The organism is Streptomyces sp. NPDC052052, from assembly GCF_040680455.1.
GTDB lineage: Bacteria > Actinomycetota > Actinomycetes > Streptomycetales > Streptomycetaceae > Streptomyces.
Genome location: NZ_JBFAWU010000046.1, coordinates 1 through 15142, shown reverse-complemented (window position 1 = coordinate 15142; position 15142 = coordinate 1). Strand labels below are relative to the sequence as shown.

Annotated in this window: 13 protein-coding genes and 1 pseudogene; 6 read left to right on the top strand and 8 right to left on the bottom strand. The window is 71.1% G+C overall.

From position 1 onward, the window contains the following. Positions 1–180: 180 nt before the first annotated feature. Positions 181–1194 carry an ATP-binding cassette domain-containing protein gene (locus tag AB0L71_RS32480; protein WP_365250281.1) on the top strand — a complete coding sequence of 338 codons (1014 nt, stop codon included), beginning with the start codon at positions 181–183 and terminating at the stop codon, positions 1192–1194. Further along, complete coding sequence (locus AB0L71_RS32475) at positions 1191–2039, top strand: ABC transporter permease (RefSeq protein ID WP_365250278.1); 849 nt, start codon at positions 1191–1193, stop codon at positions 2037–2039. The genes AB0L71_RS32480 and AB0L71_RS32475 overlap by 4 nt, the downstream gene beginning before the upstream one ends. Before the next feature lie 23 nt (positions 2040–2062). Here AB0L71_RS32475 and AB0L71_RS32470 read toward each other — a convergent pair whose 3' ends face one another. Further along, complete coding sequence (locus tag AB0L71_RS32470) at positions 2063–5389, bottom strand: BTAD domain-containing putative transcriptional regulator (protein ID WP_365250276.1); 3327 nt, start codon at positions 5387–5389, stop codon at positions 2063–2065. A gap of 205 nt (positions 5390–5594) precedes the next feature. On the opposite strand from AB0L71_RS32470, the gene AB0L71_RS32465 reads away from it, so the two are divergent. Next, positions 5595–6389 (top strand): site-2 protease family protein, encoded by a 795-nt coding sequence (locus tag AB0L71_RS32465; RefSeq protein WP_365250273.1) that lies wholly within the window; start codon positions 5595–5597, stop codon positions 6387–6389. Positions 6390–6446: 57 nt separating this feature from the next. Here the strand turns inward: AB0L71_RS32465 and AB0L71_RS32460 are convergent, their stop codons facing one another. Together AB0L71_RS32460 and npdG are read right to left on the bottom strand one after the other, a co-directional pair. Then, the gene (locus AB0L71_RS32460; RefSeq protein ID WP_365250270.1) at positions 6447–6623 is read right to left on the bottom strand and encodes a hypothetical protein; all 177 of its coding nucleotides are present in this window, start codon (positions 6621–6623) and stop codon (positions 6447–6449) included. Positions 6624–6719: 96 nt separating this feature from the next. Further along, complete coding sequence (npdG, locus tag AB0L71_RS32455; protein ID WP_365250267.1) at positions 6720–7430, bottom strand: NADPH-dependent F420 reductase; 711 nt, start codon at positions 7428–7430, stop codon at positions 6720–6722. Between the two features lie 127 nt (positions 7431–7557). Between npdG and AB0L71_RS32450 the strand changes: the two genes are divergently transcribed. Beyond that, a complete protein-coding gene (locus AB0L71_RS32450) occupies positions 7558–8919 on the top strand; it encodes an MFS transporter (protein ID WP_365250264.1) in 1362 nt (453 codons plus the stop codon). Between the two features lie 89 nt (positions 8920–9008). On the opposite strand, the gene AB0L71_RS32445 is transcribed toward AB0L71_RS32450, so the two are convergent. Next, complete coding sequence (locus tag AB0L71_RS32445; protein WP_365250261.1) at positions 9009–9239, bottom strand: hypothetical protein; 231 nt, start codon at positions 9237–9239, stop codon at positions 9009–9011. Between the two features lie 58 nt (positions 9240–9297). Here AB0L71_RS32445 and map point away from each other — a divergent pair, with 58 nt between their 5' ends. Next, on the top strand, positions 9298–10155 hold the full coding sequence (gene map / locus AB0L71_RS32440) for a type I methionyl aminopeptidase (protein WP_365250258.1): 858 nt from the start codon (positions 9298–9300) through the stop codon (positions 10153–10155). 90 nt (positions 10156–10245) lie between these two features. Here map and AB0L71_RS32435 read toward each other — a convergent pair whose 3' ends face one another. The 3 genes from AB0L71_RS32435 to AB0L71_RS32425 form a co-directional block, all read right to left on the bottom strand. Beyond that, positions 10246–11595 carry a DUF3500 domain-containing protein gene (locus AB0L71_RS32435; RefSeq protein WP_365250256.1) on the bottom strand — a complete coding sequence of 450 codons (1350 nt, stop codon included), beginning with the start codon at positions 11593–11595 and terminating at the stop codon, positions 10246–10248. A gap of 118 nt (positions 11596–11713) precedes the next feature. Further along, positions 11714–13207, bottom strand: coding sequence for an ATP-binding protein (locus tag AB0L71_RS32430; RefSeq protein ID WP_365250284.1), 1494 nt, complete (start codon positions 13205–13207; stop codon positions 11714–11716). Positions 13208–13269: 62 nt separating this feature from the next. Continuing rightward, the gene (locus tag AB0L71_RS32425; protein ID WP_365250253.1) at positions 13270–14001 is read right to left on the bottom strand and encodes a response regulator transcription factor; all 732 of its coding nucleotides are present in this window, start codon (positions 13999–14001) and stop codon (positions 13270–13272) included. A 356-nt stretch (positions 14002–14357) separates the two neighbouring features. On the opposite strand from AB0L71_RS32425, the gene AB0L71_RS32420 reads away from it, so the two are divergent. Beyond that, positions 14358–15020 (top strand): biliverdin-producing heme oxygenase, encoded by a 663-nt coding sequence (locus AB0L71_RS32420; protein WP_365250250.1) that lies wholly within the window; start codon positions 14358–14360, stop codon positions 15018–15020. A 27-nt stretch (positions 15021–15047) separates the two neighbouring features. Here AB0L71_RS32420 and AB0L71_RS32415 read toward each other — a convergent pair. Further along, a pseudogene (locus AB0L71_RS32415) lies at positions 15048–15142 on the bottom strand (alpha/beta fold hydrolase); the annotation flags it as partial.

The following is a 15142-nucleotide window of genomic DNA, read 5'->3' as shown; positions in this document are numbered from 1 at the left end:
GCGGCTCTGTTGGACGCCCTGCCGCTGTTGGGCATGGACCTGTCCCGCGTCCCGGCCCGCGGGCCGGCCCCCCGGCACAAGCCACTGCCCGCACCACCGACAGCCCGCCGACATCCCCCATCGGCGGGCTGTCGGCCTGTTGTCGGCGGGCTGTCGGTGGCGCCTGGTCCCCTGGTGGACATGACGCGAATCGACAAGAACCCCAGGAGCGGCCCGAACGCCGTCGAGGTCCGGGGACTGGTCAAGCACTACGGCTCGACCAGGGCCCTGGACGGCGTGGACCTCGATGTCCGCGAAGGCACGGTGCTCGGTGTGCTCGGCCCCAACGGCGCCGGCAAGACCACCCTGGTGCGCTGCCTGTCCACCCTGATCGTCCCCGACGCGGGGCACGCCGTCGTGGCGGGCTACGACGTGGTGAAGCAGCCCCGTCAGCTGCGCCGCACCATCGGTCTGACCGGCCAGTACGCCTCGGTCGACGAGAAGCTCTCCGGCTGGGAGAACCTCTACATGATCGGGCGGCTGCTCGATCTGTCGCGCAAGGCGGCCCGGTCCCGGGCCGACGAGCTCCTGGAGCGGTTCTCCCTCACCGACGCGGCCCGGCGGGCCGCGATGGACTACTCCGGCGGCATGCGGCGCCGGCTCGACCTGGCCGCCTCGATGATCGGCCGCCCGGCCGTCCTCTACCTGGACGAGCCGACCACGGGGCTCGACCCCCGGACCCGCAACGAGGTGTGGGACGAGGTGCAGCGGATGGTCGCGGAGGGGGCGACGGTCCTGCTCACCACCCAGTACATGGAGGAGGCCGAACAGCTCGCCAACGAGCTCACGGTCATCGACCAGGGCAGGATCATCGCCCGTGGCGGCGTGGACGAGCTGAAGTCGAAGGTCGGCGGACGCACCCTGCAGATCCGGCCCTCGGACCCGGCGCAGCTGCCCGCGATGGCGCAGGCGATCCGGGAAGCGGGCCTGGACGGGGTCGCGGGTGCGCAGGCCGTCCCGGACGAGGGGCTGCTGTACGTACCGATCCTCAGCGACGAGCAGCTGACCGCCGTCATCGGCCTGCTCGGCACCCGGGGCTTCCCGCTGGCGCACGTCGCCACCGCGCTGCCCAGCCTGGACGAGGTCTTCCTGGCCATCACCGGCGAGAAGAGCACTTCCGCCACCGACACGATCCCCGAGGAGGTCGCGGCATGAGCACAGCGACTCTGACGCCCGCCCCGACCGAGTCCGCGCCGGTGAAGGCACTGCACGACGAGGGCCGGATCGGGGTGCGCAACAATCTGCGCCACATCGGTGCGCTGGTGCGGCGCAATCTGCTCCAGATCAAGAAGGATCCGGAGTCGATGTTCGACGCGCTCCTGATGCCGATCATCTTCACGCTTCTGTTCGTGTACGTGTTCGGCGGTTCGGTCGGCAGCAGCATGGGCGGCGGCCGGCAGGAGTATCTGAACTATCTGATCCCCGGTCTGATGGCGATGATGGGCATGAACATCGCGATGGCGGTCGGCACCGGTGTCAACGACGACTTCCGCAAGGGGGTCATGGACCGGTTCCGGACGATGCCGATCGCCCGCTCCTCGGTCCTCATCGCGAAGATCGTGGTCGAGCTCGGCCGGATGATGGTCGCCACCCTGATCCTGCTGGTCATGGGCTTCGCGCTCGGCATGGAGTTGCACGGCTCGGTGCTCGGGCTGATCGAGGCGATCGCACTGTCGGCCGCGTTCGGCGCCGCCATCATGTGGATCTTCATCCTGCTCGGTCTGACCATGAAGACGGCCCAGGCGGTTCAGGGCATGGGGATGCTCGTGCTGATGCCACTCCAGTTCGGCTCCTCGATCTTCGCCCCGACCCAGACGATGCCCGGCTGGCTCCGGACGTTCACCGACTACAACCCGCTGTCCAATCTGGCGGACGCGGCGCGCGGTCTGATGATGGGTGGGCCGGTCGCCCACCCCGTGTGGGTGACGCTCGGCTGGGCGGTGGTGATCACCGCGGTGATGGCTCCGCTCGCGGTCGCCAGGTTTCGCAAGAAGTCCTGACCGGCCGTCCGGCCGGGGTGCGGTCAGTCCCGGTACGCCTCGACGAGGGCGGTGACCTCTTCCAGGGAGAGGCCGCCGCCTTCGGCGTACGCGGCGTCGTAGGCGTCCCTGCCGAGCACGGCGACGGCCAGTTCCTCCGCCCGGTCGTAGTCCTGCCGCTCCATCGACGTCGGCACATACGCCCGGGGCAGCAGCCCCCGACCGGCGCCCAGCAGCCGGGCCGCGAGCGCGGCCCGCCGCTCGCCGCCGATTCCGGCCAGGGCCCGGGCGAGGGTGACCAGATAGACCACGGCCATGTGGGGCGCCACCATCTGGGCCATCCGGTCGCGCGAGCGCGCCAGAGCCTCCAGGCTCCGGGGCAGGGCTTCGGCGTGGCGCCCGTCCTGGTTGTCCAGCCAGGCCAGGGCGCCCAGCACGAACCCTTCGAAGATCGCCATCGTTTCGGAACTGAACTCCTCGCGCAGGGCTGCCAGGTGCTCGCGTGCCTCGCCGGTGCGCCCGCTGCGGCCCAGCCACAGGGCGAGAAAGAGCCGGGCGGCGGGCATCGCCTCGTGCCCTGCCCGGCGTCCTGTGGCGAGCAGTTCCCGCAGGATCGCCTCGCCCTCGTCGCCGCGGCCCAGTTCGGTGAGCGCGGACGCGTACCTGGCGCGCAGGACCGAGACCTGGGACGGGGCGCCGAGCCTCTCCGCGTAGCCGATGGCGGCCCGGTAGTCCTCGGCGGCGCGGGGGTAGTCGCCCCGCTTCTCATTGGCCTCGCCCCGGGAGGAGAGGGCTTCGGCGACGCCCCAGTCGTCGCCGAGACGGACGAAGATCTCCAGGCTCTCATCCGCGTCACGGCGCGCGTCCCCCGCCCATTCGGACCGGTTGGCCAGCACGTTGGCGCGCATCTGGAGTGCACCGGCCAGTTCCCACGCGTAGCCGAGCTCCCGGCTGGCGCTGACCGTTTCGTTCAGCAGCTCGCGCAGGTCGTCGGTACCGCCGGTGAGCAGGACCGCGAAGAACCAGAGCGACGCCGGGGTGCGGCAGGTCTGCGGCTGGCCCGCATGGTAGGTGTCCGCGATGACGCGCAGCCGGGCCATTCCCCTTTCGTCGGTCCACACGTCCTGGGAGTGGTCCATGCTGACCAGTTGGACCAGGGCCACCTGGCGCCGTGCCTCCTGGAGCAGCTCGGGCGACATGGGCGGCGGCGCGTCGGTGCAGCGCTCGTGGAGGGACGGCGCGGGTTCGGCGGGCCCGGCGAACGGGTCGGGGCCCAGCGCGGCGGCCATGTCGGCCCAGTGCAGGGCGTCGGTGCGCAGATCGCGCATCTGCCAGTACCAGCACAGCGACAGCACCAAGCAGAGCGCCTCCTGCTCGTCGCGGGCGGCGACGGCCCGGCGCAGGGCGGTGCGGAGGTTCTCGTACTCGCGCTGAAGGAGGTCGATGGCGGCTCGCTGCCCGGCGCCGCGGAGCTCGGGATCGGCGGTCCGGGCCAGTTCCCGGAAGTGCACCAGGTGGCGCCGCTCCACGGCGTCCCGCTCCGCCGCCTCGTCGAGCCGTTCGGCGGCGTACTCGCCCACGGTCTCCAGCAGCCGGTAGCGCATCTCGCCGTCGTCGGCGGGCGCGGCGACGACGAGGGACTTGTCGACGAGCGAGCCGAGCAGCCCGGCGACCTCGGGCACGCCCCGCGGTTCGTCCGTGCAGACGGCCTCGGCGGAGGCCAGGGTGCAGCCGCCCGCGAAGACCGACAGGCGGCGCAGCACGGCCCGTTCGGAGTCGTCGAGCAGGTCCCAGGACCAGTCGACGACGGCACGCAGCGTCTGCTGGCGGGGCAGGACGGTACGGGCGCCGCTGGTGAGCAGGCGGAACCGGTCGTCGAGCCGGTCGGCGATCTGGCGCGGGGTGAGCATCCGCAGCCGGGCGGCAGCGAGTTCGATCGCGAGCGGCAGTCCGTCGAGGCGGCGGCAGATCTCGGCGGCGGCTGCCGCGGTCTCCTCGTCCGCGTCGGCCCGGAAGCCGGGCCGCGCGGCGGCGCCGCGGTCGGTGAACAGCCGGAGCGCCATCGGGTCGGGCAGCGGCTCGACGGGCCGGACGAACTCGCCGGGCACCCCGAGGGGTTCGCGGCTGGTGGCCAGCACGGTGAGTTCCGGACAGTGGGCGAGGAGATGGTCGGCGAGGGTGGCGGCGGCCCCGACGACATGCTCACAGTTGTCCAGCAGGAGCAGCATCCGGCGCCGTGAGCAGTACTCGGTGAGGCGTACGAGGGGGTCGCCGGCGTTGCCCTCGGCGACCCTCAGCTCCTCGGCGCCGGCCCCGCGCAGCACGGTCTCGCGGGCGCCGAGCGCGGTCAGCACGGCCTGCGGGACCGCCTCGGGGTCGTCGACGGGGGCCAGTTCGGCCAGCCAGACACCGTCCGGCCAGGCGGCGGCGACGGATTCGGCGGCCTCCTGGGAGAGCCGGGTCTTGCCCGCCCCGCCGGGGCCCAGGAGGGTGACAAGCCGGGCGTGCGAGAGGTCCTCGTGCAGGGCTTCGATGTCGCCCTCGCGCCCGACGAAACTGGTGAGCCGGGCCCGGAGGTTGCCCTGCGGGACGGCGGGGGCCCGGGTACGGGCGGCCGGGACCGGCTCGGCTGCCGCGACCGGTCGATCCGGAGCCTGGTGGAGCAACTCGGCGTGCAGGGAACGCAGTTCGGGACCGGGGTCTGTGCCGAGACGGTCGGCGAGCAGGGTGCGCACCTCGTCGTACGCGGCCAGCGCCTGCGCGGTACGTCCCGCGTCGCGCAGAGCCCGCAGCCGCAGCGCCTGGAGGGGTTCGTCGAGCGGGTGCTCGACGCAGAGGGCGACCAGTTCGGGCAGGGTCTCGTCCACCCGGCCGAGCGCCAGGGCGGCGGCGAGCCGGCCGCGGCGGGCGTCCAGGTGCCGCGCCTCCCAGCGGGCCGCGACGGCGCCGCGGTCCGGCAGATCGGACAGGGCCGGTCCGCGCCACAGGGCGAGTGCGTCGTCGAGCACGGCCTGGGCCTTCGCCGGATCGCCCTCCTCCAGCGCCCGCGCCCCCTCCCCCGCGAGCCGCTCGAAGCGGTACAGGTCCACCGCGTCCGGTTCGGCGGCGAGCCGGTAGCCGCTCTCCGCGGACGTGACGGCGGCGTGGCCGAGGGCTCGCCGGAGCCGGCCCACGAGCGCCTGCAGCGCCCCCACCGCGTCGGCCGGCGGATCGCCGTCCCAGACCTCGTCGACGAGCACGGCTGCCGGAACGGTGCGGCCGGGGCGCAGCGCGAGGACGGTGAGCAGGGCGCGCAGCCGCGCCCCGCCGACCGGAACGGTTTCGCCGTCGGTTCGGAGTGCCTGGGTGGTCCCGAGGATGCAGTAGCGCACGCGCCTATTCTCCGTGACCGGGTTCGGGTAAGGGACACGCGTGCGGTCGCGGCCGGGTGTGCCGCGTGCGGGGAAGGCTCGTCATGGCCCCCACCCTCCAGGAACCGTCGTCCGGACGCGAGGCGTTCGGGACGTGTCGCCGGTACGGTCGCTGTCATCGCCCGCCGCCCGGTTCCCCTGCCGGCCAGCCGTCTGGAGTCCGCCGATGAACACCGCAGCAGCCCGCAGCGACCGGCGGATCAGCCCGGTCTTCCTCGGGATCGTCGCCGTGATGGCGATATCGGGATGGGCGGTGTGGACGGGCTTCGCGCCGCGGACCGGTTTCCCGCTCTTCCTCTTCGTGACGGCGGCCTGGGTGGTCTCGCTCTGCCTGCACGAGTACGCCCATGCCCGTACAGCTCTCCACAGCGGGGACATCTCGATCGGGGCGAAGGGCTATCTGACCCTCAATCCGCTGAAGTACACCCATGCGCTGCTGAGCATCGTCCTGCCGGTGCTGTTCGTGATCATGGGAGGGATCGGTCTGCCCGGCGGTGCGGTCTTCATCGAGCGGGGCCGGATCCGCGGGCGCTGGAAGCACAGTCTGATCTCGGCGGCCGGCCCGCTGACGAACGTGCTGTTCGCGGCGGTCTGCACGGCACCGTTCTGGTTGCACGCCCTGGACGGCGTTCCGGTCGCCTTCCAGTACGCCCTGGGATTCCTGGCCCTGCTCCAGGTCACCGCGGCGATCCTGAACTTCCTCCCGGTCCCGGGGCTGGACGGTTACGGGGTGATCGAGCCCTGGCTCCCCCACCGGATCCGCCGACAGGTCGAGTCGTTCGCCCCGTTCGGGCTGCTCGCGGTCTTCGCCGTGCTGTGGATTCCCGAGATCAACCACGTGTTCTTCGACGCGATCCACGGCCTGCTGCGGGCCCTGGGCATCAGCGAGCTCACGACGTACTGCGGTTTCGACACCTATCGCTTCTGGCGGACGGCCGCACCGGTCTGCACCGCCGGCTGACCGGCGGCGCTCCACGACGCGCTACGGCGCCGGTGCGGCCCGAAGGACCGGTGGTTCTCAGCCCGCGGCGGACGCGGCGCGCTCCCGGCGCACGTAGAACCACGCCATGTTCGACGAGAGCCCGGCCATCAGCACCCAGATGATCCCGAGCCAGCTGCCCTGGACGAACGAGATCACGGCCGCAACGACGGCCAGGACACAGACGACGGTGGCGAAGAGAGCGAGGCGGGGCATGGGGAGCAGCTCCTGTCCGGGGTGATGCACGGTCCCGTCCAGTGTCTCTCATGCCCCTTTCCGCTCGCGGGAGGGTGGGCGGCAGAAGCGTCCGGCTCAGACGTCGGTGGTGCGCAGCCCGGCGTGCGCCTTGTAACGGCGGTTCACCGAGATCAGGTTGGCGACCAGCGACTCGACCTGGTGCGCGTTGCGCAGCCGCCCGGCGAAGATGCCGCGCATGCCGGGGATCCGGCCCGCCAGCGCCTGGACGAGGTCGGTGTCGGCGCGGGCCTCGCCCAGCACCAGCACGTCGGTGTCGATCTCCTCGATGGCCTCGTCCTGGAGCAGCACCGCCGAGAGGTGGTGGAAGGCGGCGGTCACCCGGGATTCCGGCAGCAGGGCGGCGGCCTGCTCGGCGGCGCTGCCCTCCTCGGGCTTCAGGGCGTAGGCGCCCTTCTTGTCGAAGCCGAGCGGGTTGACGCAGTCGATGACGAGCTTGCCCACGAGCTCGTCACGCAGCGACTCCAGGGTCTTGCCGTGGCCGTCCCACGGCACGGCCACGATCACGACGTCGCTGCGCCGCGCACACTCCGCGTTGTCGGCGCCCTCGACGCCGTGGCCCAGTTCACCGGCGGCGGCCTGGGCGCGCTCGGCGGCACGGGAGCCGATGATCACCTTCTGTCCCGCCCGGGCGAACCGGTAGGCGAGTCCGCGGCCCTGCGGTCCGGTGCCGCCGAGCACGCCGACGGTCAGCCCGGAGACGTCGGGGAGGTCCCAGGGGTCCTTGGCGGGGGGCTTGGGAGAGCTTCCACTGTCCTGTGTAGTCATGGCTTCGACATTACTGCCCGCCACCAGAGGGCACGGTCCGTTGTCTACTCACCGGGATCCGGGATCGGCCGGCGGCCTCGCGGAATTCGATTGCCGAACACGTCCGCGGCACGGACCATGACCCCTCGTGACCTCAGCTTCCTCCCCGGCCGCCCGGCTGGCCGCCCTGCTGCCCGACCTCACGCCGCTGCGTTCCTCGGCCGATTTCCGGCTGCTGTGGTTCCAGGGGCTGGTGACGTACTTCGGCAGTTTTATGGCGCTGATCGCGCTGCCGCTCCAGATCAAGGAGCTGACGGGTTCGCCGCTGGCCGTCGGTGCGATGGGGGCGGTCGAGCTGGTGCCGCTGGTCGTCTTCGGTCTGTACGGCGGGGCGCTGGCGGACTCCACCGACCGCCGGAAGGTGATCCTGGGCACCGAGGCGGGGCTGGGGCTGCTCGCCCTCGTCCTCCTGGTCAACGCCGCGCTGCCCGGCCCGATGCTCTGGCCGCTCTATCTGGTCGCGGGCGGGGTCTCCGCGCTCTCCGGACTCCAGCGGCCCGCGCTGGACTCCCTGATGGCCCGGATCGTGCCGCACGACCAGCTGACCGCTGCCGCCGCGCTGAACTCACTGCGCTGGCAGTTCGGCGCGATCACCGGCCCGGCGGTGGCAGGACTGGTGGTGGCCTACGCCGGACACGCCACGGCGTACGCGGTCACCGTGGTCACCTTCACCGTGTCCGTGCTCCTGTGCCTGCGCCTGGCACCCGCGCCGCCCGCCCGGGACACCGGCAGGCCCTCCCTGCGCGGCATCGCCGAGGGCGCCCGGTACGCCTGGAGCCGGCCGGTGCTGCTGGGGACGTACGCGGTCGACCTGGCGGCGATGTTCTTCGCCTTCCCGAACACGATCTTCCCGTTCCTCGCGGACGAGCTGGACGCCGAGTGGTCGCTCGGCCTGATGTACGCGGCGGGGTCGGTCGGCTCGCTGGTTCTGGGGCTGACCAGCGGCTGGACGTCACGGGTACGCCGGCACGGGCTGTTCGTGGTGTGCGGGGCGGCGGTCTGGGGGCTGGCGATCGCGGCGGCCGGCTGGTTCGACACCGTGTGGCCCGTCCTGGTCTGTCTGGCGGTGGCGGGCGCGGGCGACATGCTCAGCGGCCTGGGCCGCTCCACCATCTGGAACCAGACCATCCCGGAGGAGCTGCGGGGCCGGCTGGCGGGCATCGAGGTGCTCTCGTACAGCGTCGGCCCGCAACTGGGCCAGGTGCGGGCCGGTGCGATGGCGGGCTGGACCGGGACCCGCTCGGCGATCTGGAGCGGGGGTGTGGCGTGCGTCGCCTCGGTCGCCCTGCTCACGGCGGCGTTGCCGAAGCTGCTGACGTACGACTCCGAGACGGACGAGGACGCCGTGCGCAGGCGCGCCCAGCGCGGTGCGGGAGCGGAGCCGGGTACGACGGCAGGGGCGGAGCCGGGGGCGGGGAAAGCCGCGGAGCCCAGCCCCTCCGGTGCGTGAGAGGCGCAGGTCCATGGGGGCCGGATTCCGGCCCGGAGCCCTCGCTCACGCCTCCGGGCCGGGTGGCACGAACCGGTCGGCGTCCTCGCTCACGCCTCCGGGTCGGACGGCTTCCCCCGGTCGTGCCACCTGGGGTCCGTCTCCCACTCCAGATTCCGCTCCTGCGCGATATCCATCGCGTGCGCGGCCTCTTCCCGTGAGGCATACGGCCCGAAACGGTCCTTGGCCGGGCACTCGGGCCCTTCCTCGACCTTCTGGTGCTGCAGGCAGTAGTACCACTCGCCCGGCTTGCCGACCGTGCGCTTCTTGAACAGGGCCATCTCCAGCTCCTTCCCTCGGGGCCATGCTGCCCCACGCACGCTGGTTAGACTCGCTGATATGTCTGGCCAGTCGCTGCTCGTACCCGGGGAGATCACTCCCATCCGCTCCGTGCCCGGAAAGATCCGGCGCCCCGAATACGTGGGCAAGCCGGCCCCGACGCCGTACACCGGTCCGGAGGTCCAGGACGCCGACACCATCGAGCGCATGCGCATCGCGGGGCGGATCGCCGCGCAGGCGATGGCGGAGGCCGCGAAGCACATCGCGCCGGGAGTCACGACGGACGAACTCGACCGGGTCGCCCACGAGTTCATGTGCGACCACGGCGCCTACCCGTCGACGCTCGGCTACCGGGGCTTCCCCAAGTCGCTCTGTTCCTCGCTGAACGAGGTGATCTGCCACGGCATCCCGGACTCCACGGTGCTGCGCGACGGCGACATCGTGAACCTCGACGTCACCGCGTACATCCACGGTGTGCACGGCGACAACAACGCCACGTATCTCTGCGGCGACGTGGACGAGGAGTCCCGGCTGCTCGTGGAACGCACAGAGGAGTCGCTGAACCGCGCCATCAAGGCGGTCCGGCCGGGCCGGCAGATCAATGTGATCGGACGGGTCATCGAGTCGTACGCGAAGCGCTTCGGGTACGGGGTGGTGCGGGACTTCACCGGGCACGGGATCAATTCCTCGTTCCACTCCGGCCTGATCATTCCGCACTACGACAGCCCGCGCGCGACCACCGTGATGCAGCCCGGGATGACGTTCACCATCGAGCCGATGCTGACGCTGGGCACCCATGAGTACGACATGTGGGACGACGGCTGGACCGTGGTGACGAAGGACCGCAAGCGCACCGCCCAGTTCGAGCACACGCTGGTGGTGACGGAGACGGGCGCCGAGATCCTCACGCTCCCGTAACCACCCGGGGCCCAGCAGCCGAGTCGCCGACGGAGGCCGTGCCCGGACGGGCACGGCCTCCGCGATGACAGACGGCTTCAGGACTTCGGCTCACCTGTGGTGGGGTGAGGTCAGGTAGTGCTGCCGGAGGAGCTCCTTTCCGTAGTCGTTGCCGTTGGGCGTGCGGATGATGGAGTGGACGTGCATCTGGGTGGGAACGCCGTCGGTGGCGCCGTACGCGCCGCGCAGCGGGCCCGGGGCCTGGCAGTCGACCTCGACCCAGACGACGGGGCTGTGCACCCGGACGTAGAAGGCGTCGTCGTCGCCGGTACCGCCGGCCCAGGTGACGTAGGTGTCGCTGAGGTGCGAGCGGACCTCGGCCATGCGCACCTTGGCCGCGTCCGCCTTCGCCCGGCCGGCGAAGGCCTCGACGATGCCGAGGAGCTTCTTCTTCTGGGCGCCGTTGAGCGCGTTGCCCCGAATGCCCTCGTAGGCCTGGACCGCGTTGTCGGAGAAGGCGCCGGCCTTCATGGACTCGTTCGACTTGGTCGAGGAGACGATGGCCACGGACTGCTGGGCCGAGGTGAGCGAACGGATGAAGGCGAGGCTCGCGAGAACCTCCTCGTGGCACACGGTCACCGTCTCGCCGTCGATCTTCATCGAGGTCGGTTCCGAACCCCAGAAGCAGGGGCTCATCACGACCTGGTCGCCGAGGACGAAGTAGTTGATGACCAGGTGGTGGCCGTCGAACTGGAATCCCCACGGCTCGGTGGCCGAGGGCGTGCCCATCAGGGTCCAGTAGTAGGCGTCCTCGTTGAAGGAGTCGGTGTTGCCGATCGCCTCGCCGGCCGCCTGGTTGATCTTCCGGATCTTCTCGGTGGTCTCCAGCCCCTCCGCACTCAGGGCCGCCTTCAACAGGGCGGTCCCCAGGGCATTCTGCTCATCCGTCAGATCCGCGAGGGAGACTCCCTGCCGGTCGTAGGAGTCGACGTTGCTCCACAGCCGCCACTCCGTGGAGTGGACGGTGAACTGGGTCGCGGTCTTCTGGGTGTCGGTGAGGCCGGCCAGGAAGGCGTTCGCGGCGGCGATGACGGGCGCGGTGGCCACCTTCGTGGAATGGATCGTGAACAGGTCGTCGATCCGCTTGCCGTCGGTGGTCAGGCCGAAGAAGTCCTCCGTGATCGTCTGGTTGCCCGGACCGCCTCCGCCCGGACCACCCGGACCACCCGGACCGTCGCTGGGCGCGCCGCTCGGAGGAGCGCTCTCCGAGGCGTCGGCCGTGCCCGTGGTGTCGTCCGCCATCGCGGACCAGGCCCCCGCGCCGCCCATCGTCACGACCGCGGTGGCGCCGGAGGCGAAGAAGGCCTTCCGCATGAAGTTGCGGCGGCTTGCCAGGCCGTGGTGGCCGGACTTCCGCTGCGGTTCCGGCGCTGCGGTCTCCTCGGTATCGAGCTCGGTCATCGTCGTCGGTTCCCTTCGTCGTGGGCGCGTCCACCTCGGCCGGCCGATCGTGGGCCACTGTGACGGACCGAACTGAGGGCAAACTGAAACGGACCGCGGTCCGGGCTCGCGCGGGTCCTCATGCGAGGTCACGCCGACGGTCCTGAGCTGGCTTTCTACGAAACACCTTTGAGTTCGCGCGCCCGGGCGACGGTTCGGGATCCGGTGTGCCCGCCGTGGGCAGCGTCACCGTGAACTCGGTGTCGCCCGGCTCGCTGCGCACCTCGATCCGGCCGCCGTGCGCCTGGGTGATCGCGGCGGCGATGGCGAGGCCGAGACCGGTGCCGCCGTCCGACCGGGCGGTGCGGGAGCGGGAGGCGTCGGCGCGGGTGAAGCGTTCGAAGACCGACGGGAGGAGTTCACGGGGGATGCCGGGGCCGTTGTCACGGACCCGGACCACGCACTGTGCGGCCGTGGCCTCCACGATCACGGTGATCCGTGTGCCGGGCGGGGTGTGCGTGCGGGCGTTGGTGAGCAGGTTGGCCAGCACCTGGTGGAGGCGGGCCTGGTCACCGCTGATGCTCAGGGGGGCGTCCAGGCGCAGAGCCACCTGCCAGTCGTGGTCGCTCCCGGCGGCGCGCGCGTCCCACACCGCCTCCGCGACGAGGGTCGCCACGTTCACCTCCGACGTGCGCAGGGGGCGGCCCTCGTCGAGCCGGGCGAGCAGGAGCAGGTCCTCGACCAGCCCGGTCATGCGCGCCGACTGCGCGGAGACGCGTCGCCAGGCCAGCTCCGGCGCCATCTTCCCGGTGCCGCGGTTCATGAGTTCGGCGTATCCGGCGATCGATGCGAGCGGTGTACGGAGTTCGTGGCCGGCGTCGGTGAGGAAACGGCGCATGCGTTCCTCGGTGCGCTGCCGTTCGGCGAGGGAGGACTCGACGTGCTCGATCATGCGGTTCAGTGCGCTGCCCACTTGGCCGACCTCGGTGGCGGGATCGGTGTCCTGGTGGGGAACCCGGCTGAGCACCACGGCCTCGCCGCAGTTCAGGGGCGAGCGGGAGACCTTGGCGGCGGTGGCGGCCACGCGCCCGAGCGGGCGCAGCTGACGCCGGACGACCACGGTGCAGACACTGCCCGCGCAGACGAGTCCGACGGCCCCGATCACGACTTCCACCACCACCAGGCCGTCGGTCATGCGCTGTACGTCGGACATGGGGAGTCCGGCCAGGACCGAGATCCCGTCACCACCCAGAGCGGTCAGTCGGTAGGTGCCGAGTCCGGGGATGGTACGGGTGTGCAGCGAGGCGTCCGGGGCGAGCCCGTCCAGGGCGGTGCGCTGGGCGGCGGTGAGGACATCCAGGTGGCCGTCCTCGGTCACCACCTCCGCGGCGAGCACGTGGCCGTTCGCGTCGAACCGGGCCGCGAGGATGCCGACCGGCTGCCCCCGTTCGTTGAGGAACCCCAGGTCGGCGGTGTCGCTCGACCGGCGGAGCAGCCCTCCCTGGCTCCGTTCGGCGGCGTTCATGACGCGTTGGTCGAGGTCGCCGAGCAGGTAGACACGCTGGACCAGGGCGGTGGAGAGAGCCATGGCCGTGCAGACGACAACCAGGATCACGGACATGAAGAGCGTCATCCGGGCCCGCAGGGACCAGCCCCGCGCCCAACGGGCCACTCCCCATCGTTGCTGACGCTCCGTCACGCCTCTTCGTCCGCTGCCCGGATGGCGTACCCGACCCCGCGCACGGTGTGGATCATCGGCGCCCGGCCCTTGTCGATCCGGGAACGGAGACTGTAGACGTAGACCTCGACCAGGTTGCCCTCCCCGTCGAACGAGCTGTTCCACACGTGGTCGAGCAACTGGGCCTTGCTGAACACCTGCCGCGGTTGGCCCATCAGAAACCACAGCAGGTCGAACTCCTTGGCCGTGAGCGTGACCGGCGTGCCGGCGCGCTGCACCTCGCGCGTCTTCTCCGACATCACCAGGTCGCCCAGCGTTCTCACGGACTCGTCCGCGTGCGCCCCATCGATGCCGACACCGGAACGGCGCAACAGCCCCTGCAGCCGCAGCATGACCTCTTCCAGGGAGAAGGGTTTGGTGACGTAGTCGTCCGCACCGGCCGACAACCCGTCGATCCGGTGGTCGACCGCGTCCCGCGCGGTCAGCATGAGGACGGGCAGCTTCTCGTTCTCGTAACGCAGTCTGCGCAGTACCTGCAGTCCGTCCAGGTCGGGCAGCATCCAGTCGAGAACGACCGCATGCGGGTCGCACCCCCGTGCGATGCGGAGCGCGCCGTGTCCGTCCCCGGCGAGAAAGGGTTGCCAGCCGGCATCGGCGACGGCGGCGGACAGCAGCTCGGTCAGCTCGGGCTCGTCATCGACAATCAACACACGGACGGTGCCGCCATGTGCCGCTGGGCGGTTGGACATGAGCCCAGTCTGTCGTTCGACGCTGTCGGCGACCTGTGCCTCGCATGGGAGCGCGCTGTGCGGATGACGGACCGCCTACCCACCGCGGCCATCGCCCTCATGGCCGCGATCCAACCCAAACAGCCCAAAGCGCCAGAAAGCGCTAACCCATCGGCATGTGGACCAAATCGAGCGTATCGTTTTTACCGACAGGACGTCGGGAAGCTGTTGACTTAGGTAAGCCTAAGTAGCAGGATGAGGGATGTCGACAGCCGCTGCCGCATGCAGCCGCTGCCGATGCTTCTGCCGGTTCGCCCCCTGCGTTCCAGCACCGCTCGCAGGACTTCCCGTCCCTCCTCGATCCCCGGAGGCCCACCTTGGACACCACCGCCGCCACGCCCTTCTCGACGCTCATCCGCACCGCTTCGCACGAACAGCACACCGAGGCGGAGACCACGACCTTCATGGGCGACCTGCTGGGCGGACGCCTCGGAGTGGACGCGTACACGCGCTACACCGAGCAGCTGTGGTTCGTGTACCAGGCACTGGAGGAAGGGGCGCAGGCGCTGCGGAACGACCCGGTCGCGGGTCCGTTCATCCAGTCCGAGCTGATGCGCACGGCCGAGCTGGAGCGCGACCTGGCCCATCTGCGCGGCGCCGACTGGCGCGAGGGCCTGGAGCCGCTGCCCGCCACGGCCGCGTACGCGGCCCGGGTCGCCGAGTGCGCCCGCACCTGGCCCGCCGGTTACATCGCGCACCACTACACCCGTTACCTCGGCGACCTCTCGGGCGGCCAGATCATCCGCGACAAGGCGGAGAGGACCTGGGGCTTCGCACGCAAGGGCGACGGGGTCCGGTTCTACGTCTTCGAGGGGATCACCAACCCCGCCTCGTTCAAGCGGGGTTACCGCGAGCTGCTGGACGCGGTGGACGTGGACGACCTGGAGAAGCAGCGCATCATCGACGAGTGCAAGCAGGCGTTCACACTGAACACCGCGGTGTTCCGGGAGCTGGGCGAGGTGTTCCCGCTCAGCGCATGACGCTCAGCGCACAGGGCCCTGTTGTGGCCGGTCCCGGATGAGCTGCGGGTACTGCTCGGCGAGTGCCATCATCGTCATGCCGCCCATCGAGTGCCCGACCAGCACCAGCCGCCCTTCCGGGG

Coding starts and splice junctions, on each gene's coding strand:
- map (WP_365250258.1), top strand. CDS start 9,298: ATGTCTGGCCAGTCGCTGCTCGTACCCGGGGAGATCACTCCCATCCGC.
- AB0L71_RS32435 (WP_365250256.1), bottom strand. CDS start 11,595: ATGACCGAGCTCGATACCGAGGAGACCGCAGCGCCGGAACCGCAGCGG.
- AB0L71_RS32425 (WP_365250253.1), bottom strand. CDS start 14,001: ATGTCCAACCGCCCAGCGGCACATGGCGGCACCGTCCGTGTGTTGATT.
- AB0L71_RS32480 (WP_365250281.1), top strand. CDS start 181: ATGACGCGAATCGACAAGAACCCCAGGAGCGGCCCGAACGCCGTCGAG.
- AB0L71_RS32430 (WP_365250284.1), bottom strand. CDS start 13,207: ATGACGCTCTTCATGTCCGTGATCCTGGTTGTCGTCTGCACGGCCATG.
- npdG (WP_365250267.1), bottom strand. CDS start 7,430: ATGACTACACAGGACAGTGGAAGCTCTCCCAAGCCCCCCGCCAAGGAC.
- AB0L71_RS32465 (WP_365250273.1), top strand. CDS start 5,595: ATGAACACCGCAGCAGCCCGCAGCGACCGGCGGATCAGCCCGGTCTTC.
- AB0L71_RS32445 (WP_365250261.1), bottom strand. CDS start 9,239: ATGGCCCTGTTCAAGAAGCGCACGGTCGGCAAGCCGGGCGAGTGGTAC.
- AB0L71_RS32460 (WP_365250270.1), bottom strand. CDS start 6,623: ATGCCCCGCCTCGCTCTCTTCGCCACCGTCGTCTGTGTCCTGGCCGTC.
- AB0L71_RS32475 (WP_365250278.1), top strand. CDS start 1,191: ATGAGCACAGCGACTCTGACGCCCGCCCCGACCGAGTCCGCGCCGGTG.